The 23,372-nt window shown below is 68.7% G+C and carries 25 protein-coding genes; 8 read left to right on the forward strand and 17 right to left on the reverse strand.

Annotation, left to right across the window (positions count from 1 at the left end; translation table 11 throughout):
* Positions 1–72 precede the first annotated feature (72 nt).
* The 8 genes from CTB96_RS01570 to CTB96_RS01605 all read right to left on the reverse strand — a co-directional run bounded on the left by CTB96_RS01570 (position 73) and on the right by CTB96_RS01605 (position 6,330).
* Positions 73–1,014 (reverse strand): SDR family NAD(P)-dependent oxidoreductase, encoded by a 942-nt coding sequence (locus CTB96_RS01570; protein WP_110125166.1) that lies wholly within the window; start codon positions 1,012–1,014, stop codon positions 73–75.
* Positions 1,011–1,442 (reverse strand): chorismate mutase, encoded by a 432-nt coding sequence (locus tag CTB96_RS01575; RefSeq protein ID WP_110125167.1) that lies wholly within the window; start codon positions 1,440–1,442, stop codon positions 1,011–1,013. The genes CTB96_RS01570 and CTB96_RS01575 overlap by 4 nt, the downstream gene beginning before the upstream one ends.
* A 122-nt stretch (positions 1,443–1,564) precedes the next feature.
* Positions 1,565–2,506, reverse strand: a complete 942-nt coding sequence (locus CTB96_RS01580) for a DMT family transporter (protein WP_248283170.1) — start codon at positions 2,504–2,506, stop codon at positions 1,565–1,567.
* Between the two features lie 121 nt (positions 2,507–2,627).
* A complete protein-coding gene (locus CTB96_RS01585; RefSeq protein WP_110125169.1) occupies positions 2,628–3,290 on the reverse strand; it encodes a GNAT family N-acetyltransferase in 663 nt (220 codons plus the stop codon).
* A gap of 88 nt (positions 3,291–3,378) precedes the next feature.
* Positions 3,379–4,665, reverse strand: coding sequence for an adenylosuccinate synthase (locus tag CTB96_RS01590; protein ID WP_110125170.1), 1,287 nt, complete (start codon positions 4,663–4,665; stop codon positions 3,379–3,381).
* Positions 4,666–4,668: 3 nt separating this feature from the next.
* Complete coding sequence (locus CTB96_RS01595; RefSeq protein ID WP_110125171.1) at positions 4,669–5,187, reverse strand: DUF3151 domain-containing protein; 519 nt, start codon at positions 5,185–5,187, stop codon at positions 4,669–4,671.
* 114 nt (positions 5,188–5,301) lie between these two features.
* Positions 5,302–5,739 carry a hypothetical protein gene (locus CTB96_RS01600; RefSeq protein ID WP_110125172.1) on the reverse strand — a complete coding sequence of 146 codons (438 nt, stop codon included), beginning with the start codon at positions 5,737–5,739 and terminating at the stop codon, positions 5,302–5,304.
* Between the two features lie 9 nt (positions 5,740–5,748).
* Entirely contained in the window at positions 5,749–6,330 is a 582-nt protein-coding gene (locus CTB96_RS01605) for a TetR/AcrR family transcriptional regulator (RefSeq protein ID WP_110125173.1), read from the reverse strand.
* Between the two features lie 125 nt (positions 6,331–6,455).
* Here CTB96_RS01605 and CTB96_RS01610 point away from each other — a divergent pair, with 125 nt between their 5' ends.
* The 4 genes from CTB96_RS01610 to CTB96_RS01625 all read left to right on the forward strand — a co-directional run bounded on the left by CTB96_RS01610 (position 6,456) and on the right by CTB96_RS01625 (position 11,589).
* On the forward strand, positions 6,456–7,067 hold the full coding sequence (locus CTB96_RS01610) for a hypothetical protein (RefSeq protein WP_110125174.1): 612 nt from the start codon (positions 6,456–6,458) through the stop codon (positions 7,065–7,067).
* A gap of 11 nt (positions 7,068–7,078) precedes the next feature.
* The gene (locus CTB96_RS01615; protein ID WP_181397099.1) at positions 7,079–9,673 is read left to right on the forward strand and encodes a YhgE/Pip domain-containing protein; all 2,595 of its coding nucleotides are present in this window, start codon (positions 7,079–7,081) and stop codon (positions 9,671–9,673) included.
* 104 nt (positions 9,674–9,777) lie between these two features.
* The gene (locus CTB96_RS01620; protein ID WP_110125176.1) at positions 9,778–10,434 is read left to right on the forward strand and encodes a class I SAM-dependent methyltransferase; all 657 of its coding nucleotides are present in this window, start codon (positions 9,778–9,780) and stop codon (positions 10,432–10,434) included.
* 111 nt (positions 10,435–10,545) lie between these two features.
* A complete protein-coding gene (locus CTB96_RS01625) occupies positions 10,546–11,589 on the forward strand; it encodes a Y-family DNA polymerase (RefSeq protein ID WP_110125177.1) in 1,044 nt (347 codons plus the stop codon).
* Positions 11,590–11,767: 178 nt separating this feature from the next.
* On the opposite strand, the gene CTB96_RS01630 is transcribed toward CTB96_RS01625, so the two are convergent.
* The 3 genes from CTB96_RS01630 to CTB96_RS01640 all read right to left on the reverse strand — a co-directional run bounded on the left by CTB96_RS01630 (position 11,768) and on the right by CTB96_RS01640 (position 15,579).
* Entirely contained in the window at positions 11,768–12,931 is a 1,164-nt protein-coding gene (locus CTB96_RS01630) for an NAD(P)-dependent malic enzyme (protein WP_110125178.1), read from the reverse strand.
* Positions 12,932–13,271: 340 nt separating this feature from the next.
* Positions 13,272–14,948 (reverse strand): MDR family MFS transporter, encoded by a 1,677-nt coding sequence (locus tag CTB96_RS01635; RefSeq protein ID WP_110125179.1) that lies wholly within the window; start codon positions 14,946–14,948, stop codon positions 13,272–13,274.
* Between the two features lie 13 nt (positions 14,949–14,961).
* Positions 14,962–15,579, reverse strand: a complete 618-nt coding sequence (locus CTB96_RS01640; RefSeq protein WP_110125180.1) for a TetR/AcrR family transcriptional regulator — start codon at positions 15,577–15,579, stop codon at positions 14,962–14,964.
* 91 nt (positions 15,580–15,670) lie between these two features.
* Here CTB96_RS01640 and cmtR point away from each other — a divergent pair, with 91 nt between their 5' ends.
* Positions 15,671–16,024, forward strand: a complete 354-nt coding sequence (gene cmtR, locus CTB96_RS01645) for a Cd(II)/Pb(II)-sensing metalloregulatory transcriptional regulator CmtR (protein WP_110125181.1) — start codon at positions 15,671–15,673, stop codon at positions 16,022–16,024.
* Positions 16,021–16,695 carry a cation efflux transmembrane domain-containing protein gene (locus tag CTB96_RS01650; RefSeq protein ID WP_110125182.1) on the forward strand — a complete coding sequence of 225 codons (675 nt, stop codon included), beginning with the start codon at positions 16,021–16,023 and terminating at the stop codon, positions 16,693–16,695. The genes cmtR and CTB96_RS01650 overlap by 4 nt, the downstream gene beginning before the upstream one ends.
* Before the next feature lie 44 nt (positions 16,696–16,739).
* On the opposite strand, the gene CTB96_RS01655 is transcribed toward CTB96_RS01650, so the two are convergent.
* Both CTB96_RS01655 and CTB96_RS01660 read right to left on the reverse strand, forming a co-directional pair.
* Positions 16,740–17,114: a DUF4440 domain-containing protein gene (locus CTB96_RS01655; RefSeq protein WP_146215730.1), complete on the reverse strand. Its 375-nt coding sequence runs from the start codon at positions 17,112–17,114 to the stop codon at positions 16,740–16,742.
* Positions 17,115–17,148: 34 nt separating this feature from the next.
* Positions 17,149–17,778, reverse strand: a complete 630-nt coding sequence (locus tag CTB96_RS01660) for a TrmH family RNA methyltransferase (RefSeq protein ID WP_110125184.1) — start codon at positions 17,776–17,778, stop codon at positions 17,149–17,151.
* 208 nt (positions 17,779–17,986) lie between these two features.
* On the opposite strand from CTB96_RS01660, the gene CTB96_RS01665 reads away from it, so the two are divergent.
* Positions 17,987–18,679 (forward strand): DedA family protein, encoded by a 693-nt coding sequence (locus CTB96_RS01665; protein WP_110125185.1) that lies wholly within the window; start codon positions 17,987–17,989, stop codon positions 18,677–18,679.
* On the opposite strand, the gene CTB96_RS01670 is transcribed toward CTB96_RS01665, so the two are convergent.
* Both CTB96_RS01670 and CTB96_RS01675 read right to left on the reverse strand, forming a co-directional pair.
* Positions 18,680–19,330 carry a response regulator gene (locus CTB96_RS01670; RefSeq protein ID WP_110125186.1) on the reverse strand — a complete coding sequence of 217 codons (651 nt, stop codon included), beginning with the start codon at positions 19,328–19,330 and terminating at the stop codon, positions 18,680–18,682. It lies immediately after the preceding gene.
* A complete protein-coding gene (locus CTB96_RS01675; RefSeq protein ID WP_110125187.1) occupies positions 19,327–20,583 on the reverse strand; it encodes a sensor histidine kinase in 1,257 nt (418 codons plus the stop codon). The genes CTB96_RS01670 and CTB96_RS01675 overlap by 4 nt, the downstream gene beginning before the upstream one ends.
* Positions 20,584–20,926: 343 nt before the next feature.
* On the opposite strand from CTB96_RS01675, the gene CTB96_RS01680 reads away from it, so the two are divergent.
* Entirely contained in the window at positions 20,927–21,220 is a 294-nt protein-coding gene (locus CTB96_RS01680) for a DUF7882 family protein (RefSeq protein WP_110125188.1), read from the forward strand.
* A gap of 26 nt (positions 21,221–21,246) precedes the next feature.
* On the opposite strand, the gene CTB96_RS01685 is transcribed toward CTB96_RS01680, so the two are convergent.
* Both CTB96_RS01685 and CTB96_RS01690 read right to left on the reverse strand, forming a co-directional pair.
* On the reverse strand, positions 21,247–22,695 hold the full coding sequence (locus CTB96_RS01685; protein ID WP_110125189.1) for an MATE family efflux transporter: 1,449 nt from the start codon (positions 22,693–22,695) through the stop codon (positions 21,247–21,249).
* A 156-nt stretch (positions 22,696–22,851) separates the two neighbouring features.
* On the reverse strand, positions 22,852–23,298 hold the full coding sequence (locus tag CTB96_RS01690) for a MarR family winged helix-turn-helix transcriptional regulator (protein WP_110125190.1): 447 nt from the start codon (positions 23,296–23,298) through the stop codon (positions 22,852–22,854).
* Positions 23,299–23,372 lie beyond the last annotated feature (74 nt).

Genomic DNA, 23,372 nt, shown 5'->3' on the forward strand with positions numbered 1-23,372 from the left:
GCTTTCGCGGGGGAACGGGCGTTTGTGGGACGCGGGGGAACGGGCGCTTGTGGAGCGCGGGGGAAGGGGCGGTTACGGCGCCAGGGGAAAGGGAGCGCCGACCAGGGCCTCGGTACCGGCGAAGAGCCGAGCGGCCACGGCGCGGTCGCGGGAGGTGCGGGTGGGGCGCTCCAACACCGGGGTGCCGCGGGTGAGAAAGCGCGGGCCGAAGTACTGGCCGCCGCGGGCATCCGGGTCGGTGGCGGCGCGCACGATCGACCATGCGCCGGCGTTCTTGCCCTGCGCGCCGATGAAGCCTTGCAGAGTGTCGACGAAACGCTTGCCGCGGGTCACCTCGTTCACTCCGCGGATGCCGGGGGTGAGCCCGGAGATCGAGTAGCCCGGATGCGCGACCAGGCTCTGCACCCCGCCCGGGCCGCCGAGGCCCGCCTCGCGCAGGCGCCGGTCGAGTTCGAAGCCGAACACCTGCATCGCGATCTTGGACTGCGCGTAGGCCTTCCAGCTGTTGTAGGTGGTCTCCAGCTGCAGGTCGTCGAGCGCCGAGTCCAGCAGCCGGGTGATGATCGACCCGAGCGACACGACCCGGCTGCCGGGCGTCTGCTGCAGCACGGGAAGCACGAGGCTGGTGAGCAGGAAATGGCCGGTGAAGTTGGTGGCGAGCACCAGCTCGGTGCCGTCCAGGCTCACCGAACGGTCCACCGGCGGGTGCACAATGCCCGCGTTGAGGATGAGGCCGTGCAGCTGCGGAAGCTCCAGCATCCGTTCGGCGGCGGCGCGCACCGACCCGAGGTCGGCCACGTCGAGCGTGAGGGTGGACACGGCGGCTCCCGGTACCCGGCCGCGGATCGCTGCGATCGCCGCGGCCGCCTTGACCGGGTTGCGGCAGGCCAGCACCACGTGGGCGCCGGCCGAGGCCAGCTGCTCGCTCGTGAAGTAGCCGAGGCCCGCGTTGGCGCCGGTCACGACGAAGGTGCGCCCGGACTGGTCCGGCAGCGCCCGCGGGTTCCAGCTCACGCGGAAGCGGAGGGGTGGGCCGGGTCCACGGCCGGGTCGCCCACGACGGCCGCGGCGGCGGGGGTCTCGGCGGTCGACGGAGCGGCGGCGGCCTTGGCGGCATCCGTGGCACCGCCGGCGATCTTCTCGTGGTGGTGGATCACCTCGGCGATGATGAAGTTGAGGAACTTCTCCGCGAACGCCGGGTCGAGCCTGGCGTCTTCGGCCAGCCCGCGCAGGCGCTGGATCTGCAGGTACTCCCGCGCCGGGTCGGCCGGCGGCAGGCCGTGCTTGGCCTTGAGCCGACCCACGCTCTGGGTGAACTTGAACCGCTCGGCGAGCAGGTGGATGAGTGCGGCATCGATGTTGTCGATGCTCTGGCGAATGCCCTGCAACTCGTCGATCGCATCCTGCCCCGCGCCTGCGGGCAATTCCTCGTTTACAGCCATGCACTTACGATATTGCACCGACCCGGATGCCCGGGCCGAGTTGCGCCGATACGGACGACATGCCCCCGCGCACCGGGGCAGCTCGTCCGGAGGTGGGCAACTCGGGGGTTCAGACGGGCGGGTTAGGCCGGGCGCGGCGCTGGGAGGGGCAGGCGGATGCGTTTCTGGGTGAGCAGGATGCCGAGGAGCACCAGCACCGCGCCGACGGGTTCGTGCCAGGAGAAGGTCTCGGAGAGCACCAGCACCCCGAGGATCACGCCGACGACCGGGGTGACGTAGGTGACCGTCGACGCCGTGGTGGGGCCCCAGGCACGCAACACGTTGATGTTCCAGATGTAGGCGAAGCCGGTGCCGAGTGCGCCGAGGGTAAGCAGGCTGAGCACGATGGGCGTGGTCAGGGCCACCGGCTGCCAGGCCAGCACCGGGGTGAGCAGCAGCATCACGGCGCCGGCCAGGCCGATGTTGAGGAAGGCGAAGGTGGTGCCGGTGATCGCCCGGCCGCTGAGGTACTTGCGGGTGTAGGCGAAGGTGAAGCCGTAGCAGAGCGCCGCGCCGAGGCAGGCGAGCTGGCCCCAGAGGTCGCCGGTGAGTTCGGTGTACTGCCAGGGCGCGATGATCACGATCACGCCGCCGATGCCGATCAGCACCCCGATCACCTGGTCGCGGGCCAGCTTCTCCACCCGGAAGACCGCGGTGACCATGAGGGCGGTCATGATGGGCGTGACGGCGTTGTAGATGCTGGCCAGGCTCGACGAGACGTATTGCTCGGCCCAAGCGAACAGCAGGTGCGGGATGACGCAGCCGCTGATCGCGATCACCAGGAAGTGCAGCCAGACGATGCCCTCGCGCGGCAGCACAGGGCCGCCGTTCACCCGGGGCCGGGTGACGAGCACGATCAGGCCCAGGGTGAGACCGCCGAGCACCAGCCGGGACCACGCCACCTGGCCGAAACTCACCCCGTCGAGGGCGATTTTCATGAATAGGAAGCTGGCACCCCAGACCAGGCCCATGCCCAGGAATTGCAGGGCGACCAGGGGGCTCTTGGGGGTCGTAACGTCACTCACCTGCCGACCCTAGCCCAGCCGGAACGGGCCGCGGAGCCGCGCGGGCCGTCTCCGACCGTGATGTCTGAAAATCGCGGTGGATTGGCCGGAATCAGGCGGGCGCCGAGACCGGATGCCGGGATCAGGACGGACTGACGCGACGCGGAGCCCGCGGGTTGCGGTACTCCACCGAGGTACCGGTGTGGGTCTCGAGCCGCTTGTGCAGCCCGGCCTGCACGACGGGCCATTCGTCGGCGAGCACCGAGTAGACGGCGGTGTCGCGCCAGGAGCCATCCGCTCGGCGCTGCACCCGCCGGTTGATGCCCTCGAATTGCGCACCGATGCCGAGGATCGCGGCGCGGGAGCGGGAGTTGAGCACGTCGGCCTGGATCTTGACCCGGCCGAAGCCGTGGTCGAAGGCGACACCGAGCATCAACAGTTTGGTCTCGGGGTTCACCGCGGTACCCCAGACCTGCGGCGCGTAGGCGGTCCAGCCCAGGTGCAGCGCCTCGTTGGGCAGGTCGATGTCACCCAAGGTGGATGTGCCCACTAGGTCGCCGGCATGTGGGCCGGAGACCACGCGCACGGCGTAGGGGAAGGCATCCCACTGGTAATACTTCTCGGCGAACGCCACGAAGGTGTCGAGGTCGGCCGGCAGGCTGTGCGGGCCGCCGCCGTAGCCACCGGCGAACACGGCCGGATGCGCGATGGCGCGATGCAGTTCCGGCAGGTGGGCGCGGCTGAGCCGCTCGAGGCTCACGAAGCGTCCGGTGAGGAGCCTAGCGTCAGGTAGGTGAGCGGTCACAGAGATTCTCCGTTCGCCGAGCTGTGAGCTAAGCCCCGAAAATGGCAGTTTTCTGGTGCTTAGCTCACGGCTCGCGTGCCGTGCGGCTTTAGTCGATCAGGTCGTGGCGCGTGAGGATCGCTTCGCGGTCGGGGCCGACGCCGATCGCGGAGATGCGGGCGCCGCTCATGGCCTCGAGGGCGAGCACGTAGTCCTGCGCGTTCTGGGGCAGGTCCTCGAAGGTGCGCACGTGGGTGATGTCCTCGGTCCAGCCGGGGAACTCCTCGTAGACGGGCTTGGCGTGGTGGAAGTCGGACTGGGAGACCGGCACCTCGTCGTAGCGCACGCCGTCGACCTCATAGGCGACGCAGACCGGGATGGTCTCCAAGCCCGTGAGCACGTCGAGCTTGGTGAGCACGAAGTCGGTGACACCGTTGATGCGCGCCGTGTACCGGGCGATCGGGGCGTCGTACCAGCCACAGCGGCGCGGGCGGCCGGTGGTGGTGCCGAACTCGAAGCCCTTGGCGCGCAGGAACTCGCCGGACTCGTCGAAGAGCTCGGTGGGGAACGGACCGGCGCCGACGCGAGTGGTGTACGCCTTGACGACCGCGATGATGCGGTCGATGCGGTTCGGGCCGATGCCGGAACCGGTCACGGCGCCGCCGGAGGTGGCGTTCGACGACGTGACGAACGGGTAGGTGCCGTGGTCGACATCCAGCATGGTGGCCTGGCCGCCCTCGAACAGAACGGTCTTGCCGTCGGTGAGGGCCTGGTGCAGCAGCAGCGCGGTGTCGGCGACCATGGGGCGCAGGCGCTCCGCGTAGCTGAGCAGGTCGTCGACGATCTCGTCGACGGTGATGGCGCGGCGGTTGTAGACCTTGACCAGCATGTGGTTCTTCTGGCCGAGCGCGCCTTCCACCTTCTGGCGAAGGATGTTCTCGTCGAACAGGTCCTGGATGCGGATGCCCACGCGGTTGATCTTGTCGGCGTACGTGGGGCCGATGCCGCGCCCGGTGGTGCCGATCTGGCGCTTGCCCAGGAACCGCTCGGTGACCTTGTCCATGGTGCGGTGGTACTGGGTGATGACGTGGGCGTTGGCGCTGACGCGCAGCTTCGAGACGTCAACGCCGCGGGAGATCAGCGCGTCGAGTTCTTCAAAGAGCACCTCGATGTCGACGACGACGCCGTTGGCGATGATCGGGGTGACGCCGGGGGTGAGAATGCCGGAGGGCAGCAGGTGCAGCGCGTACTTCTCGTTGCCGACGACCACGGTGTGGCCGGCGTTATTACCGCCGTTGAATTTCACAACGTAGTCGACGCGGCTGCCGAGGAGGTCGGTGGCCTTGCCCTTACCTTCGTCGCCCCACTGGGCGCCGATCAGAACGATGGCTGGCATGGCTTAGTTTTCTCCTTGGATAAAGAAAGCGGCGGTCGGCGGGGCCGGGTCGACGTCGGGCGAGACGGCGGGCTGGATCGCGGGGAACATCTGGGTCTCGGTGTGCTGGGAGCGCAGCCGGGTGATGACGGTGGGGTCTGACCCGTCGAGGAAGACGGTGAGGCGCTCGAACTCGTCGGTCTCGCCGATCTCGGCGGCGGCGCGGCGCAGAGCGAACAGGGCGCGCAGCACACCGCGGTTGGGTTCGTGCGACCACGGAATCGGGCCTTGGCCCTTCCAGCCGGCCTTGCGCAGCGCATCGAGGCCACGGTGGTAGCCCACGCGGGCATAGGCGTAGGCCTCGAGCAGGCGACCCTGGCTGTGCGTGTAGTCGGCGAGCGCCGCCCACGCCAGCGAAGACTTCGGATGCGCCGCCACGACGGTGGCAATCTCCTGCGTCGCGGTTCGGTTCAGCGCCTCAATCACCTCCGGTTCCGCGGGTAGGAGGGTCTCGGGCTGTTCGATCAGATTTGCGCCGGTCACACTAGATACTACCGCGACCCGCGATTCAGGCCCGCGAGCCGTGAGCTGAGCACCGAAAAACTCGGAATCCTGGGGCTTAGGTCACAGCTCGCGAGGGGGGGCAGGCGAGGGGGGTCAGGCGCGGGCGATGACTCCGCGGGCGAAGTTGGCGCGGTTCTGCAGTTCGAAGAGCTGGTTGGTGCGGCTGCCGTGGGAGAGTTCGGCGGACTGGTAGCTGAACGCGCCGTTCGTCACCGAGATCTGCATGAATCCGCTGATGCGGGTCTCCTTCACCAGGAGGAAGAGCAGGCCGAGGAAGAAGAAAAAGAAACCGATGATGGCCAGCACAATGGCCCAGGCCGGGATGAACCGTTCCTCCCGGGTCATGTCAGTGACGAAGATCTGGGTGCCCCGCAGCGGGGCGGTGCCGGCCGGGGTGACCAGCCAGTGCTCGCTGATGCTGATGTCGCCGAACTGCACGAGAGTGGGTTCCTGCGCGGCCGGCGCCCAGCCTGGCGGCAGGGCTGCGGATGCGGCGGCGTCGATCGGTCCGGACGGTTCCAGTGCGCTCATGTCCGGAGCCTAGCGGGTGACGGGCGCCAGCCGGCCGGAGAAGGTCAGCAGAATAGCCGCAACCACCTCGCTCTGGGGGCGCTCCTCGTCGAAGAGCAGCCATTCCAGCCCCGCCACCAGTGCGGCACCGAACACGCTGCTGGCCATCAGGAGGGTGGCGCCGGTGGTGGCTGCCTCCGGTGCGGCCTCATCGATTGCCGCGGCGAATTCCGCGAGGGCATCCTGCCGGAACGCGAAGGACGTCTCCTTCCATGCCCGGTCGGTGCGGAAGATATCCCCGGCGATGACCTTGGCCAGGGCGGTGTTGGCTTTGATCCGGCCGAGCAGGGTGGTGACGAGAGCCTCGATCGCGACCCAGCCCGACTTTCCGTCGCGGGCTGCGCGCAAGGCCTCGGTGAGGGCGGTCATGCCTTCGCAGAGCAGGCCCTCGAAGAGCTTGTCTTTGGAGGCGAAGTTGTAATAGAGGCTGCCCTTGGCCACGCCGGCCCGCTCGGCGACGTCGTCCATGGTCGTGCCGGTGATGCCACGCTCGCCGGCGAGCTGCAGAGCAGCGTCGAATATCGCGCGCTTTGTTCCGGTCACCCGTGCCATGTCGACTCCTATTGATTCTGTACTGACTAGTCAGTATAGTGGTGCTCGGCCCCCGCTGCAATGGAGCATGCCGACCGGACGCGGCGTCCGGCTGCCGGGCGCCCCCACACCTCGAAGGCATCCGCATGCGCATCACACTCACCAACGTCACCAAAGGCCCCAAGGATTCGGCCCTCCCCCTCACTTCGCTCGAGTTCGAGTCCGGCGCCGTCACCCTGGCCCGGGCCGAGACCGAACGCCGACCCACCGTGCTCGGCCTGATCGCGTCGGGGCGGATGCGGCCGGACAGCGGCACCGTCACCCTCGACGGCCGCACCGACTACTCGGGCCTGCGCCGACACATCGCCCTCGTCGACGCCCTCGGGGTCTCCGAACCCGCCGCGGATGTCACGGTGGCGGAGGTCGTCTCCGAAGAACTCATGTTCGCCGGCCGGCTCGGCCACCGCCGTGCGGTCGCGGTGGTGCTCGACGATCTGGGTCTCGCCGGCCAGTCCCGGGTGAACATGGCCGACTTGGCCCCCGACAGCCGCATTCGCCTCCTCACCGAGATGGCGGTGTTGCGGGGCGACGTGCAGGGTATTGTGCTCACCTCCCCCGACCGGCACGGCGGCGATCCACTGGGCTGGTGGCAGATCGGCGGCGACCTCGCCGCCCGCGGTTACGCCGTACTCGTCATCGCGGGCGATGCATCCGCCCACGCCATCAATCTCCTCGACACCACCGGAGCCGAACTGTGAAGATCTTTGCCATGATCCGCGCGGAGCTCGCGCGGCTGACCGCTACCACCATGTCCCGGGTCGCCCTCGTGGCCCTGATGCTCGTGCCCGTGCTCTATGGCGGTCTCTACCTCTGGGCCAACCAGGACCCGTACGCGGGTTTGGACCGGGTTCCGGTCGCCCTGGTGGTGGCCGACACCGGCGCCGACTACGACGGCAAGGCCACCAACTACGGCAAGGATGTGGCCGACCAGCTCATCGACGACGGCACCTTCGACTGGCACACCGTGACCGCCGCAACCGCGAAGTCCGGCGTGGCCGACGCCACCTACGACTTCAGCGTCACCATTCCCGCCGACTTCTCCAGCTCGATCGCGTCATCGTCGACCGACACCCCACACCAGGCCACGATCACCCTTACCACGAACGACACCAACAGCTACCTCGCCTCCACGATCGGCAGCCAGGCCGCACAGAGCATCCGCGATGCCATCGTGGCCCGGGTGAACGAGCAGGCCGCCGACCAGTTGCTGATCGGACTGAGTGACATTCGATCCAGCCTGGTCGATGCCGCAGACGGCGCCACCCAGCTCACCGATGGCGCCACCACGGCCGCCGACGGCAGCACCAGCTTGGCCGATGGGGCCGGCCAGCTCGCTGACGGCACCGGCCAGCTGGCCACGGGTGCCGGCAGTCTGGCCGACGGCACCGGCCAGGTCGCCGATGGCGCCAGCCAGGTCGCCGACGGGTCCGGCCAGGTCGCGGCGGGCGCTGCCGCCCTGTTCAGCGGCACCGGGTCGCTCGCCAGCGGAGCCGGCGTGCTCGCGACCGGCACCGGAACCCTCGCGACGGGCGCCGAGCAGGTGGCCGACGGCACCAGCCAGGTCGCCGACGGAGCCGCAACCCTGAGGGACGGCACCGCTGCGCTCTCCGACGGAGCGGCCACTCTGGCCGCCGGCGCCGAACAGGTCTCGCAGGGCGCCACTGCCCTTGCCGATGGCACCACGGCTCTGGCCGAAGGCACTGACGCCGTGTCCACCGGCGCCGCATCACTCTCCGACGGAACGGCGACGCTGTCGGCCGGGGCAGCTCAGATGGCCGCTGCCGCTCAGCAGGTGGCCGACGGCAATGCCGGTCTCGCCACTGCCGCCACCGGCGCCGGAGCCGTGCTCTCCGGGGCATCCGCGGCGCTCGACTCCGCCAGGTCCGACCTGGCCGACCAGCTTGGCGCAGCAGGCCTGACCGACGACCAGATCACGGCGGCCGTTGCCGCCCTCGACCCGCTGGATACCGCAGTTCAGGACGCCACCGACGCCTTCACCGTAGCCAGCAGCGGCATCGGCGTGCTCGCCGACGGCAGCGCCGCACTCGCCACCGGCGCCGCCGGCGTCGCCGATGGCGCCAGCTCGGCCGCCACCGGGGCATCCGCCCTCGCCACCGGCGCGGCCTCCGCCTCAAGCGGCGCCGCCAGCGCGTCCACCGGCGCGACCGCCCTCGCCGAAGGGGCAGGCCAGACAGCCGCGGGAGCCACGACCCTGGCCGACTCCCTGGCCACGGCCGCTACCGGCACAGAGACCCTCGCTGCCGGCGCCAGCAGCGCCGCTACCGGGGCATCCGCCGTCGCGGACGGTGCGACCCAGACCGCCACCGGGGCATCCGCCCTCGCGGCCGGAGCGTCAGACGCCAACGCCGGGGCCGGAACGCTGGCCGACGGTGCCAGTCAGACCGCGGCCGGCGCGAACACCCTGAGCACCGGCGCGGCCTCCGCTGCCGCCGGCGCCGCCACCCTCCGCGACGGCGCCGACTCGGCCAAGTCCGGCGCCGACACCCTCGCCACCGGGGCGTCGTCGCTCAGCGATGGCCTGCTCGGCCTCAAAACCGGCGCGGGCACTCTGCGCGACGGGTTGACCGACGGCGTCAACAGCATCCCGAACACGGATGCCCAGACCCGCGACCTGCAGGGCTCCACCATCGCCGACCCGGTGGACCTGCAGAAGGCTGCCGTGACCTCGGCCGGCACCTACGGCGCCGGGCTCGCCCCGTTCTTTGCCAGCCTGGCCGGCTGGATCGGCATCTACGCGCTGTTCCTGATCGTGAAGCCGGTCTCCCGCCGCGCCATCACCGCGCTGCACTCGCCGCTGAAGATCACCCTGGCCGGCTGGCTCACCCCGGGCATCCTCGGGCTGCTGCAGATGGCCGCCCTGTTCGCCATCCTCACCGGTGTGCTGCACTTCGAGGTACACAACCCGGTGGGCACCTACGCCATGATGGGCCTGGCCGCGATGACGTTCGCCGCGATCATCCTGGCGCTGAACGTGTGGCTGGGCAGTGTGGGCCAGTTCGTCGGCCTGGTGCTGATGGTGCTGCAGCTGGTCACCGCCGGCGGCACCTTCCCCTGGCAGACCCTGCCGGCGCCGCTGGCGTTCCTGCACCACGTGATGCCGATGAGCTACGCCGTCGACGGCATCCGCCAGCTGATGTACGGCGGGAATCCTGCCACCGCACTGAACGATGCCGGCGTGCTGCTGCTCTGGCTGGTCGGGGCGCTCGCCTTCGCCGCAGTCGGGGTGGTGCGGATGACGCACTTCCGCACCCTGCGCGACCTGAAGCCCAGCCTGATCGGGTAGCTCCGCGCCGCAGACTTGCCGTTACGGCAATCCGGCTTGGCCATGCGCGGTTCATTGGGCACGATCGGAAGATCGGCACGCGGATTCGACGGAAGGGCCCTGTGATGGCGCACAGCTTCGAGAAGGACTACTGGGAAGAGCACTGGGTGCAGGCGGACGACCCGGCGTCGGCGGTGGCGAACGAGAGCACCGCGAACCCGTACCTGCTGCGCGAGACTGCCACACTTCGGCCAGGCACCGCCCTGGACGCCGGCTGCGGCACGGGCGCCGAGGCGATCTGGCTGGCCGGCCAGGGCTGGCGGGTGACGGCCGCCGATATCTCGGCGAACGCCCTGCAGCGAGCGGGTGCGGCCGGCGCGGCGGTGGGGAGTGCGGTGACCTGGGTCGAGGCCGACCTCACCACGTGGGTGCCGAACGACCGGTTCGACCTGGTGGTCACCAGCTACGCGCATCCGGCGGTGCCGCAATTGGCGTTCTACGACCGGATCTCCGACTGGGTGGCGCCGGGAGGAACACTGCTGATCATCGGGCATCTGCACCACCATGACGCCGCTGACGGTGAGGCCAACGGCCACGACCATCAGCACGACGACCACCCACCGGCGGAGGCGACGGTCACCCGCGCGGATATCACCGCGCGCCTCGACCCGGCGGTGTGGCGCATCGACACGGCCGAGGAACACAGTCGCCAACTGGATGGCGAGGAGGGCCGGGTTCTCACCCTGCACGATGTGGTCGTGCGAGCGGGCAGACTCGCCTGATCGGGAGCGGCTGACGCCGACACGGCCGAAGTCTGACAAAATCGAACACATGTACTATTCGATTGCGGGCCGGGCGCGCGCGTCAGAGCTGATGCCCGCCGGGCATCCGGCATGACGGGCCGTCCGGTGTTGCACGCCGACGCCGACTCGTTCTTCGCGTCGGTGGCCCTCCGCACCCGCCCTGACCTCGCCGCCGTGCCCGTTGCCGTTGTGGCCCACGTGTACATCGCGAGCGCGAACTACCCGGCACGGGCACGCGGCGTGCGCTCGGGCTCGCTGGCACAGGACGCGTTACGGCAGTGCCCGGAGCTGATCCTGATCGACGTGCCGCGAGCGGAGGTCGAGGAGGTGGGTGACGCCCTGTTCGACATCTTCCACGACTCAGCGCGCGCGGTGGAACCCGGCTCGATCGAGGAGGCATTCCTCGATGTGGGCGCCGACGACTTGGCCGGCGCCGCTGAGGCCGGGCAGACGCTGCGCCGACGGGTGGCCCGCGAGCTCGGAATTCCGATCAGCGTCGGGGTGGGCCGCACCAAGCTGATGGCGAAGCTCGCCTCCCGCCGGGCCAAACCGGACGGCCTGTACCTGATCGACTCCGACGAGGAGGCCGCATTACGCACGACCCTGCCGATCGATGACGTCTGGGGCATCGGCGCCACAACGCTGCAGCGGCTGGGTCGCATCGGTGTGTTCAGGCTCGGCGACGTCGACGGTATTCCGCGCAACGAGCTGCAGCATGTGTGCGGCACCGCGATGGCACGACGGTTGTGGCGGATGCGGGACGGCACCGATGACGCAGTCGTGCGCCCGGTCGAGCAGCGTTCCTCGCTCACCGCCGAAGGGTCCACCGCCGGTTACGCGCGACCGGACAAGACGCCGGCCGAACTGGCCGCGGCCTGCGTCGAACGGCTCTGCCACCGGGCCGAGCGCGCCGGGCTGGCCGGCACGGGCATCACGCTCACCCTGCGACCGGAGACCGGCGGCAAGGCGATTGTGCTCAAACGCACCCTGGTGGCGGCGACGACCGGGCGGGACACCTGGCTCGAGGTGGCCGGCGATCTGTTGGCCGGCGCGGTCGTTCCGCGCCTGGCCGGGCTGCGGGTCACGCTGACCGGACTGCTCCCCCTCGACCGGGTGCTGCACACTCTGTTCTGACACAGCCGACACCGGTCGAGCCGGTCGCGGGGTCTCGACAGGCTCGACCAGCGAGAGGGGAACGTACCGCAGACCGGGTCGCGGGGTCTCGACAGGCTCGACCAGCGAGAGGGGAACGTACCGCAGACCGGGTCACGGGTCTCGACGAGCTCGACCAGCGGGACGGGGCGGCCGGAGGTCAGGCGGCGGCTATGACGGCGGCGGCTACCGCGGCGGCGACGCGCTCGTCGAAGGGGCTGGGGATGATGAAGTCGGCGGCGAGGTCGTCGCCGACGAGATCGGCGATGGCCGTGGCCGCGGCGATCTTCATGGCGGTGGTGATGCGGCGGGCGCCGGCATCCAGCGCGCCACGGAAGATCCCGGGGAACGCCAGCACGTTGTTGATCTGGTTGGGGTAGTCACTGCGGCCGGTGGCCACGATCTTGGCGTAGCGGCCGGCGATGTCGGGGGCCACCTCCGGGTCGGGGTTTGACAGGGCGAAGATCATCGCGTCGTCAGACATCGTGGCCAGCAGGCTCTCCTCCACGGTGCTGGAGGAGACGCCGACGAAGACATCCGCGCCGGCGAGTGCCTGGGCCGGGCCGCCGTCGACTTGGCGCGGGTTGGATTTCGTGGCGAACTCGGCCTTCACCCCGGTGAGGTCGATGCGGTGACCGCTCAAGATGCCGCGGGAGTCGAGCAGCACCACATCCGTGATGCCCACCTCGAGCAGGATCGCCGCGATCGCGATGCCCGCGGCGCCGGCACCGGAAACAACCACCCGCAGGCCGGCCAGCGAACGGCCGAGCACCTTGGCGCCGTTGGTGATCGCGGCGAGCACGACCACGGCGGTGCCGTGCTGATCGTCGTGCATCACGGGCATGTCGAGCGCCTCGATGAGCTTGGCCTCCAGTTCGAAGCAGCGCGGCGCCGACACGTCCTCGAGGTTCACGGCGCCGAAGCTGTGCTGCAGCCGCACCAGGGTCTCGACGATCTCGTCGACATCCGTGGTGTCGAGCACCAGCGGAATGGAGTTGAGCCCGCCGAAGCGTTGGAACAGCGCCGACTTGCCCTCCATCACCGGCAGCGCCGCGGCCGGCCCGATGTTGCCGAGGCCGAGCACGGCGGTGCCGTCGCTGACCACGGCCACCAGCCGGCTCGCCCAGGTATATGGGGCGGCCATGGCGGCGTCGGTGTGGATCGCCCGGCTGACCTCGGCCACGCCGGGCGTGTAGACGATCGCCAGGTCGCGGCGGGTGTCGATCGGCCGGGCCAGTTCGATGCGAAGCTTGCCGCCCTCGTGGGCGGTGAAGATCTCGTCGGAGGTGACGAGCGCGGGCTGGGCGGGAGCGGTGAGCGACATGGACGGGCCTTCGCGGTCGAGACAACGGGAAGCCGCGCACGCACTGAAGAATCTCGAGACCGGCCTGGCATCAGGCTACGGCCACCTCGGGACCGGCACCCGGGACCATAGGCCTATTTCCGCGGATCGGGTGCGTTCCCGCGTGTGGCAGCGGCCGCGAGTTGCCGCAAACGTCCACGTAACGGGCGTTGAAGGGGACATTCGGCCGAAGTCGGCGAGAGAGTTTCCGCCGACTTGCGCCAGAATGCCCCTTCACGGGCGGCGAAGGGGCAACCTGACGCAACTCGGCGAACCCGCGGGCGACCGCCGGCGACCGCCGGCGACCGCCGGCGACCGCGGTCTAGCGCCGTTCGGGTTCCTTGAGGGCGTCGTCGGCGCGGTCGCCGGCGTCGGCGGAAGCGCCGACCTTCGCGCCCGCGGTGCCGTGGTGCGCGGCCTCGAGCGCTTCGGCCTCTGTGCCGCCGATGGCCTCGCCGCGGGCGACCATTCCGGCCACGTCGGAGAGCGGGATCTGCTTCAGGAACAGGGAGAGCACGAACGCGATGCCGATGAACGGCAGCAGGAACCAGAACACCGGCGCCAACGCATCCGCATAGGCGACGACGATGCCGTCGCGCACAGCGTCGGGCAGGGCGTTCAGCGTCTGCGGGTCGATGCTGGCGGTGGCGCTGGCCGCTTCAGACGCGCTCGCTCCGGCCCCGGCGAAGACCTCGGTGAGGTTCTCGGTGAGGCGGGTGGTGAAGATGGTGCCGAACACGGCAACTCCGAGCGAGGCACCCACCTCACGGAAGTAGTTGTTCGTGCTGGTCGCGGTACCGATCATCGCCGGGTTGACCGAGTTCTGGGCCACCAGGACGACGACCTGCATGATGAGGCCGAGGCCGGCGCCGAAGACGAACAGGAACACGCAGATCAGCCAGATCGGCGTCTCGGCGCTCAGCGTCGTCATCGCCACCATGGCCAGCGCGGTGAGGATGGTGCCGAGGATCGGGAACATCTTGTACTTGCCGGTCTTGGTGATGGCGATTCCCGAGATGATCGACGTGCCGATCAGGCCCGCCATCATCGGCAGCATGAGCAGGCCGGATGCGGCGGCCGACGTTCCAGACGACATCTGCAGGAAGGTGGGGACGAACCCGATCGCGGAGAACATGCCCAGGCCCAGGGTGAGTCCGATCAGGGTCGCGTTGACGAAGGTCGGGTTCTTGAACAGCTGCAGCGGGATGATCGGGTCCTTGGCCCTGGCCTCGACGATCACGAAGAGGATCGCGGCGAGGAGCATGCCGGCGCCGAAGAGCCAGGTTTCCATGGCGTCCCAGCCGTGGGCGTTGTCGCCGCCGAAGTCGGTGAAGAAGATCAGGCAGGTCGTGAACGCGCTCAGCAGCACCACACCGAGGATGTCGATCGGCTGGGTGGCCTTCTTGCTGGGCAATCTCAGGGTGAACCAGGCGATGGCGAAGGCTGCGATACCCACGGGGATGTTGATGTAGAACGCCCACTGCCAGGTGAGGTGGTCGACGAAGTAGCCGCCGAGGAGGGGGCCGCCCACTGCGGAGAGGCCGAACACGGCGCCGAGCGGGCCGAGGTACTTGCCACGTTCGGAGGCCGGCACGATGTCGGCGATGATCGCCTGGGAGAGGATCATCAGTCCGCCACCACCGAGGCCCTGCACGGCGCGCCACACGATGAGCTGGGTGAAGTCGCCCGCGAAGGCACAGCCGACCGAGGCGATGGTGAACAGCGCGATCGCGATCAGGAACAGGTTGCGCCGGCCGAGCACGTCACCGAACTTGCCGTACACGGGCATCACGATGGTGGTGGCGAGCAGGTAGGCGGTGGTCAGCCATACCTGGTGCTCCACGCCGCCGAGCTGGCCGACGATGGTGGGCATCGCGGTCGAGACGATGGTCTGGTCGAGGCTGGAGAGGAGCATCCCGGCGATCAGAGCGCCGAAGATGATCCAGATTCGCCGTTTGGTGAGGAGGAGTGGCGCCTCAGCGTTGGTGGTGGTGGTCACGAGATGTTGCCTTTCAGGTGGTGGGAACGGCCAGCACGGTGCGGAACGCAGCCAGTGAGGTCGTGAGAATCGTGGAGAAATCTTGGGTGTTCGCCGGGTCGACGAAACGTTGAACGGATGACTGCATGAGCGTCGCGAGGACACTGACGACAGCCGCCGCCCGAGGGTCGTCCTCGCTCGCACCCTCACGGCGGGCGATGAGGGCGCGGAGCTGGCGTTCACGCTCCCTGGTCACTCCGATGAAGCGCGTCATCAGTCGGGGTTCCCGCTCGAGGGCTGCCATGAAGTCGGTGTGCGCGGTGGCGTCCATATCGCCGGACTCGATGTGGGTGATGGCGAACTCGATCAGATCCTGCAGCACACGGGACCAGTCGCCGGGCGTTCCCGCCATGAAGGCTTCAGCGAGAATCTCGAACTCGTTGTCGGAATTCTCCCCGATGACGGCGTCTTCCTTGCAGGCGAAGTAGTTGAAGAAGGTGCGGCGGGACACATCGACCTCGTCGCAGACCTCCTCGATGGTGAACCCGGCCAGGCCGCGCTCGGCGGTGAGCCGGCGCGACACCGACGTGAGGCTGGACGCCGTCTTGCGCATCCGTCGCTCAACGCGGGTGGTGGTTGCACTCTCAGACATAGAGTGCAGTTTTGCACTATTCGACGACAAGTGCAACTGAAATATGCCACGGTTCTGGCGTAATGGTCAGCACGCACTGTATGGTCAGTGTGTGCTGACCATTTCCTCCTCCCTCGACGTCGTCAACCGCCTCGGCCGCGCCATGGCCGACCCGAACCGGTCCCGGATCCTGCTCAGCCTGCTCGACCAACCCGGTTATCCGGCCGAACTCGCCCGCTCGCTGGACCTCACCCGCTCGAACGTGTCGAACCACCTGAGCTGCCTGCGCGGCTGCGGCCTCATCGCCGCCGTTCCGGAAGGACGGCAGACCCGCTACGAGATCGCCGACCCGCACCTCACCCGGGCCCTGGCCGCCCTCGTGGAGGTCGTGCTCGCGGTGGACGACGGTGCACCCTGCAGCGACGCAGGTTGCGACATTCCCGGCTGTTGCGGTAGCGCCGCATGACCGCGGCGAACACGGCCACAGTGCCAAATCCGGCCCGTCGTCTGGTGCTGCAACGCCGCATCCGCCTGGTCGTGGCGATCACCATCGGCTACAACGTGATCGAGGCCGCCATTGCCCTGGCGGCCGGCACGGTCGCTTCCTCGGCCGCTCTCGTGGGCTTCGGCCTCGACTCCGTGGTGGAGGTTCTCTCGGCCGCCGCGATCGCCTGGCAATTCGCAGCGCCCGACCCGGAGACGCGCGAGCGCACGGCACTGCGGGTGATCGCGGTGTCGTTCTTCGCCCTGGCTGCCTATGTGAGCGTGGATGCCGCCCTGTCGCTGCTGGGCGCCCGCGCGGCCGAGCACAGCCCGGTCGGCATCGTTCTGGCGGCGGTGAGCCTCGCGATCATGCCGGTGTTGAGCTGGTTCGAACGCCGCACCGGCCGGGAACTCGGCTCGGCGTCGGCCGTCGCCGACTCCAAGCAGACCCTGCTCTGCAGCTACCTGTCGGCGGCCCTACTGGCGGGGCTGCTGCTCAACTCACTGCTCGGCTGGGCGTGGGCGGACTCGATCGCGGCACTCGTGATCGCGGCATTCGCCGTGAAGGAGGGGCTCGAGGCGTGGAAGGGTGACGCCTGCACCGTGCCCGTCTCCGAACTCACGGGTGAGCGCGCCCCCGAGACCGGTCACTGACCGGCCCCGGCGCTGGCGGATGCCGGCGTCGGGGCAAACGTCGGTTAGACCGGGGACTCCTGGTGCGCGGCGATCGACCAACCACCGTTGTTCTCATCGAAAAGGTAGGTGGTGGACATCTGCAGTTCCGTCGCGGTGTCACCGCGCCAAGCCTTCGACCGGTAGACCAGCACGCCGGCGTGCTCGCCCAGGCGGATGATGGCCGGGTCGTGTAGTTCATATCGGTCCAGCGGGGCAGCGGCCTTGAAGGCGGCCCGCACATCGTCGCGGCCGAGCACCACCCCCGGCAGAATGAGCAGGGCATCACCGGTCATGGTGCGCTGGTAATAGTCGCCGCCTTTGCCCGAGAGGATGGCGCGCCATCCTTCGTGAGCTTCGTGCAGGAGTCTGGCAGGGAGATCGTCAGTGATCACAGTCATGCTCCCACGGTAGCCCTCGGCAGGGCTGCGCACGTCAGAATCTGTGTTGCAGAATCCACGAGTGCATCGTCACGGCCGCGGCTGCGGACGCGTTGATGGAGCGGGTGGAGCCGAACTGGCTGATCTCGACGAGCGCATCGCCGGCCGCGACGGCCTCCGGGGACAGCCCGGGGCCCTCCTGGCCGAAGAGCAGCACGCAGCGTTCGGGAAAGCTGTAGGTCTCCATGATCACGCTGCCGGGCAGGTTGTCGATCGCGATGATGGGCAGGTTCTCGGCGCGTGCCCACTCTACGAACGCCGCGACATCCGCGTGGTGCAGCACGTGCTGGTACCGGTCGGTCACCATGGCGCCGCGCTTGTTCCAACGCTTGCGGCCCACGATGTGCACGGTATCGGCGCCGAACGCGTTGGCGCTGCGCACGATCGAGCCGATGTTCATGTCGTGCTGCCAGTTCTCGATGGCGACGTGGAACGGGTTGCGCTTCTCGTCGAGGTCGGCGACGATCGCCGCCATCTTCCAGTACCGGTACCGGTCGATCACATTGCGGGTGTCACCGCGTTCGAGCAGTTCCGGGTCGAAATAGTCTTCTTCCGGCCACTCACCGACCCAGGGGCCGACCCCGTTGGTGGACAGCTCTGGGGTGGGGTTCGAGGTTTCTGGCACTGCTCCACCGTAGCCCGGCTGGGCGCTCGTTGACGCAGCGGCGGGCTCCGCGACTCCCGGGGCATACTCAGGTTCTGCCCATGGGCGGTTCGCTAGCCTTGGGCACAGGGTGCTCTTCGCCGGCTCCCGGGGTGTCTTACCCACACCGTTCACCGCCGGCACCATCCGATCGAGACCGTACTCATGACCCCGACCGGAAGGTACCTCCATGCAACCCACGCTCCTCGGGATTGATTTCCTCGACTCAGAGTGGCTGATCGGCTGGTTCGGCTCATTCGTGCTGGTGGGCGTAGCCGCCGTGGTCTTCGTCGAAACCGGCTTCATCGTGCTCTCGTTCTTGCCCGGCGACTCCCTGCTGTTCACGGTGGGCCTGCTCACCGCCACCGGCAGCGTGCCGTTCCCCATCTTCGTGACCTGCGCCATCATCTTCGTCGCCGCCTTCGCCGGTGACCAGCTGGCCTACGGCATCGGGCGAAAAGCCGGGCCGGCGGTGTTCGCGCGCGAGCAGAACCGCTTCTTCAACCCGAAGAACGTGGAACGCACCAACGCGTTCTTCGCCAAGCACGGCGGTAAGGCCGTGATCATCGCCCGGTTCCTGCCGGTGTTCCGCGCGTTCGTGCCGTTGGCTGCGGGCGTGGGCAAGATGAGTTACCTCACTTTCGTGACCTTCAACCTGATCGGCGCGTTCGCCTGGGGCGTCGGCCTCACGATGGTGGGTTTCCTGCTCGGCCAGATCGATTTCGTCGCCCGCTACTCGGAGTACTTCATCATCGGCATCGTGCTGCTCTCCGGCATCCCGATTCTCACCGAGCTCTACAAGGCCGGCCGGGAGAACCTGCGCAACCGTGGAAACGGCCCGGTGCCCGTCGCCGAGATTCCCGCAGAGCTGCGCGAGAAGTAGCTAACGCACCAGACGGTTTTCGTAGGCGAGAGCCACGAGCTGCAGCCTGGAGGCCAGACCGAGCTTGGTGAGGACACTCGACACATGACTCTTGACCGTGGTCTCGCTGATGAACGAGGCCGCGGCGATCTCCGCATTGCTCAATCCGCGGGCAGCGAGGTGGAAGACCTCCTTCTGACGCACCGTGAGGCTCGCGAGCACCGCGTCGTTCGCCGGCCCCGGCCGCTCGGGCGAGAGGTCGTGGATCAGCGCGAGTGAGCCGCTCGGCGAGATCACCGACTTACCGTCATGCACCGTGCGGATCGAGGCCAGCAGGAACTCCGGTGTCGCGTCCTTCATCAGGAAGCCGCTGGCGCCCGCGCTGATCGCCCGCAAGACGGCGGTGTCCCGCTGGTGGGTGGTGAGCACGATCACTCGCGGCACCCGCGCGCCCCCGGCGGCAAGGATGCGCTCGGTGGCGGTGATGCCGTCGACCTTGGGCATCCGGATGTCCATCAGGATGATGTCGGGCGTCCCGGCGTGCGCGAGCGCTTCGATCGCCTCGCCGTCGTAGGCAGCTCCCACGAATTCGAGGTCATCCTGCGACTCGATGAGCATCTGGATGCCGGAACAGAACAGCACCTGGTCATCGGCGATCGCGACCCGGATCACCTCGTTGCTCCCGCCGGGAGACGACCGAGCAGCGCGTCGGCTCGGGGTACAAACCCGGTCACGACGAACCGGCTGGGCTCGCCGTCGTCCCGGCCGGCGGCGAGCCAGCCACCGGCCAGCCGGGCGCGCTCGTGCATGCCGCGCATTCCTCTGCCCAGCAATATCTCGTCTGCCGGCGCGGCGTCACCACCCGACGAGAGGGTGAGGGAGAGTCCAGGACCCCGCCAGTCGAACATCACCTGCGCATCGGCGGATCCTCCGCCGTGCTTGAGCGCGTTCGTCAGGCCTTCCTGCACGATCCGGTACACGGCCAGCTGCTGCCCCGCGGTGAGGGTTCCAGCGTCGCCGAACACCGTCTGCGTCACGGTGAGGCCGGCTGAACGCATCCGCTGCAGCAACGGCTCGAGGTCGCTCAGGGTCGGATGGGAGTGTCCGTCTGATTCCGGGTCGAGGGAATCAATGAGCATGCGCACCTCCACCAGCGACTCGCGAGCAGACTCGGCGATAGCGGCCAGGGATTCCGCGACAGCGCCGGGCCGCCGCTCGCCGAGGAACCGGGCGCCGTCGGCTTGGGCGACGATCACCGAGAGCGAGTGCGCCATGATGTCGTGCACGTCCTGGGCAATGCGGTCCCGCTCCCTGGCCATCCGCAGCTCCGTTTCGGCGCCGGCCAGATCCGCCTCCGCTGCCAACCGGTCGACCTCGCTGAGGTTGCGCTCAGTCCGGGCGCGCACGCCGAACCCGGTGAACCAGCATGCCGCGGCGACGGCAGCGAATCCGAGGGACCAGCCCGCGATGTTACGCGACAGCCCCGGATTGAGCGGACCCCAGCCGGTCACCACGCTGGAGTCGCCGGTCGTGGACAGCGCCGGAACTGTGTAGAGCAACCCGACGATGAGAGCGCTGCCGCAGATGACCGGCAGCGCGACCAGCCGCAGCCGCCGGTTCGCCGATGCACCGAAGACCACCGCGGCGACCGCCAGGCCGAGATAGGCCGGGAAGCCGCTCTGGCCGAACCGCACCGCAGGCCAGAGCAATTGCGCCAGTAGGAGGGCAACTGTTGCGGCCAACGCGACCCAGGGAGCGAGCCGCGACGCTGCGAGCACGATGCCGATCAGGGCGAACGGCAACACAGCCACCGCCAAGGCCGCCTGGTCGAAGCGGCCGACCTCTGCCATCACCCAGAACAGCACGAAGCCCACCCCGACGGCTGGTTCGATCGCGCCCCGCGCAAGCGCTCGTAATTTCGTCATGCCCCCACGTTAGGGCCGCGCCCGCCCGCAGCTGGTGCCTGTTCGACGAAGTTCCTCCCGAGGGAGGAGAGAAGTCATCCGCCGCCGACCTGCCAGCCAAGACGGACCTTCTCTGGGCGACCACCCGGCACCGGCTGTCCCTGGATCGGGGGACTGACCTGCGACCGGTTTGCTGGATAGATTGGCAGCCGATGCTCTCGGGAGAGTGCGCAGCACTGGGACGGGGACGTTTCTCAGCTGAGCGCACCCGCGGCACCGGCACGAAACGACCGGGGGGCGTCTTGATGAACCAGGCATTGACCACTACTGACTCAGCTCGCCTGCCACAGGAACGAACCTGACGGTGGGCCGGTTCGTCTACGACTCGACCGTGAGCGTCACGCTCGGTGATGATCTGCTCGCCCACCTGCAGGCGGTGGTCGGCGCCAAGTTCCGGCTGCAGCAGTCCTTCTACTTCAGCTGGGGTTACCCCGCGAACTCCGGAGAGACCCGCACCACGATCTGGCTGACCCCGAGCATCCCGGTTCAGTTCATCTACCGGAACGCCCGGGTCCCCACCCTTGACCGGGACCGGGTCAACGATCTGTTCGCCCAGGCGAACACGCCCGGTGGGATGCTGCTGATCGTGGAGCCCTGACCGGCGCCGCGCCGGCCTCGCCCGGCTCAGGCCTCGGCGTGCTCGAGGACCTCGTCGGCGCGCTGCGGGCTGCCCTCTGCCAGGCCCAGGTCGATGGCGCGGCGGGAGGCAAGCCAGATGGCGACGCCGACCAGGAACACGATCACTTCGGTGACGGTCAGCGCCCAGATCACGCCGGCCAGCCCGAACCACAGGTTGCCGAGCAGCACGATCGGGATGAAGAGGATGCCGTGGGTCATCGACATCACGGTTGCAGCGGCTGCCCGGCCGGTGGCCTGGAACAGGGAGGTGATGAGGCCGGCGAACCCGTTCGCGATCATGGCCACCAGCTGGGCGGTGAGGATGGTCACGCCGATCATCAGCACCGACGGGTCGGTCACGAACGCGGTGAAGACCTGCTCGCGAAAGACGAACACCACCGTGGAGAAGACCAGCGCGACACCGCCCACGGTGACCGCGGAAGCCCGCAGTGCCGAGGTGAGCCGGTTCCGGTCACCCTTGCCGAACGAATACGCGAGCAGGGGCAGCACCCCGAGCGTCACGCCCATCAGCAGGAATTCCGGGATCTGGGCGATGCGCACGGCCACACCCATGGCGGCAAGCGGGCCGTCGCCGTATGCCGCCGCCAGGTTGTTGAGCACGAGCGATGTGATGATCAGGAACGCCGACTGCAGCAGTTCGCCGATCCCCACGCCGAAGACCGGCTTCAGCACAGTGCGGGAGAGGGTGAACCAGCGCGGCGCCAGGCTCACGTGCTCGCTGTGGCGTTGCAGCCAGACGACGAAATAGATCACCACGCCGAGGTTCGCCAGGCCCATCGAGAGGCCGGCGCCGGCGACACCCCAGTGCAGCACGAGGATGAACAGCAGGTCGAAGACGAGGTTCGCGATCGTGGAAGCGATGAGTCCGATCATCACCTGCCGGGCCGCACCTTCTGCTCGCACGATCTGTTCGAGGCAGAATGCCGCCGCGAGCACGGGAACGAAGGCGAGCATGACCCCGACGAAGGCACTCGTCGCCGGAGCGGTCTGGGCATCCGCCCCGAGCACGGATACCAGGGGGTGCAGGAAGACCAACCCGATGCCGCCGAACACGGCCCCGACGATCACCGCGCCCCAGAGCGCGAAGGAGGAGACGTGCTTGATCTGGCCGGCAGCGGCGGGGGTGTGTTCCGCGGCACCGAGCAGTCGGGAGATCAGGGCACCGCCGCCGACCCCGAAGACCCCGCCGACCGCCATGACCAGCCCGAGGACGGGCGAGCCGAGCGTGATCGCCGCCAGCAGCGCAGTGTTGTGCAGTGAGCCGACCACGCCGGCGTTGATGAGGTTATAGACGGCGCCGACGATCATGGCGGCGGCCATCGGCACGCAGAGGTGCACCAGGGCGCGGATGATCGGCGCCGAGGAGAGGTACCAGCGATTGCTGCCGACGACCTCGGGGGCACGGGTGGATTCGGGGGTAGGTGTGGTGCTCATGGCTGGTCCTTTCCGGGCAGGTGTGAGCGCGCGCCGACGAACGCCGGCACGGCGAGGGGATAGCTGAGGGTTTCGGGCGCGCCGATGACTTCGGGCACGACAAAGCAAGGCGTGGGCCGAGGGCTCAGGCCCCGCGTCGGTTACCGCAGAGGAGGGTTACGACCGGGTGGGCTGGGGCAGTTCCTGGGTGATCTTGGTGAGCAGGGCATACAGGGTGGCTCGCTCGGCCGGGTCCAACGGCGCAAGGATGGTCTCCCCCGCGTCGATCATGGCGGTTTCGAACCCGGAGATGAGCTCGGCGCCGGCTGGCGTCGCGAAGACGCGTTTGCTGCGCTCGTTGCCGCTCTCCGTGCGGCGTTCAATGAGGCCACGCCGCTCGAGCCCCTGCAGAAGGCTTGAGACGCTCGCCGCACTCGTGCGGGACACCTCGGCGATGTCACGCTGGATGGCGCCGGGGTTCTGCACCAGATAGCCCAGCACGAAGCTCTGCGCGTGGCTGAGCTCGCGCTCGCGGATCCAGTCCTCCCCCGCCTTCATCTGCGCCCACCCGATCCAGCGGAACAGCTCGACACTGCTGGTGGGGGTTCTCCGGTTCGCGTCCATAATCAGAACTCTAACCATTAGAGATCTAACTGTCAATCATCAAGACCACTCCAATGAAACTCGGCAGATCTTTC

The sequence above is a fragment of the Cryobacterium arcticum genome (assembly GCF_003185895.1).
Taxonomy (GTDB): Bacteria; Actinomycetota; Actinomycetes; order Actinomycetales; family Microbacteriaceae; genus Cryobacterium; species Cryobacterium arcticum.

Coding starts and splice junctions, on each gene's coding strand:
- CTB96_RS01600 (WP_110125172.1), bottom strand. CDS start 5,739: ATGAGCGCACTGGAACCGTCCGGACCGATCGACGCCGCCGCATCCGCA.
- CTB96_RS01630 (WP_110125178.1), bottom strand. CDS start 12,931: ATGTCGCTCACCGCTCCCGCCCAGCCCGCGCTCGTCACCTCCGACGAG.
- CTB96_RS01575 (WP_110125167.1), bottom strand. CDS start 1,442: ATGGCTGTAAACGAGGAATTGCCCGCAGGCGCGGGGCAGGATGCGATC.
- CTB96_RS01610 (WP_110125174.1), top strand. CDS start 6,456: ATGCGCATCACACTCACCAACGTCACCAAAGGCCCCAAGGATTCGGCC.
- CTB96_RS01615 (WP_181397099.1), top strand. CDS start 7,079: ATGATCCGCGCGGAGCTCGCGCGGCTGACCGCTACCACCATGTCCCGG.
- CTB96_RS01605 (WP_110125173.1), bottom strand. CDS start 6,330: ATGGCACGGGTGACCGGAACAAAGCGCGCGATATTCGACGCTGCTCTG.
- CTB96_RS01655 (WP_146215730.1), bottom strand. CDS start 17,114: ATGACTGTGATCACTGACGATCTCCCTGCCAGACTCCTGCACGAAGCT.
- CTB96_RS01640 (WP_110125180.1), bottom strand. CDS start 15,579: ATGTCTGAGAGTGCAACCACCACCCGCGTTGAGCGACGGATGCGCAAG.
- CTB96_RS01675 (WP_110125187.1), bottom strand. CDS start 20,583: ATGACGAAATTACGAGCGCTTGCGCGGGGCGCGATCGAACCAGCCGTC.
- CTB96_RS01685 (WP_110125189.1), bottom strand. CDS start 22,695: ATGAGCACCACACCTACCCCCGAATCCACCCGTGCCCCCGAGGTCGTC.
- CTB96_RS01625 (WP_110125177.1), top strand. CDS start 10,546: ATGACGGGCCGTCCGGTGTTGCACGCCGACGCCGACTCGTTCTTCGCG.
- CTB96_RS01690 (WP_110125190.1), bottom strand. CDS start 23,298: ATGGACGCGAACCGGAGAACCCCCACCAGCAGTGTCGAGCTGTTCCGC.
- CTB96_RS01590 (WP_110125170.1), bottom strand. CDS start 4,665: ATGCCAGCCATCGTTCTGATCGGCGCCCAGTGGGGCGACGAAGGTAAG.
- CTB96_RS01665 (WP_110125185.1), top strand. CDS start 17,987: ATGCAACCCACGCTCCTCGGGATTGATTTCCTCGACTCAGAGTGGCTG.
- CTB96_RS01620 (WP_110125176.1), top strand. CDS start 9,778: ATGGCGCACAGCTTCGAGAAGGACTACTGGGAAGAGCACTGGGTGCAG.
- CTB96_RS01650 (WP_110125182.1), top strand. CDS start 16,021: ATGACCGCGGCGAACACGGCCACAGTGCCAAATCCGGCCCGTCGTCTG.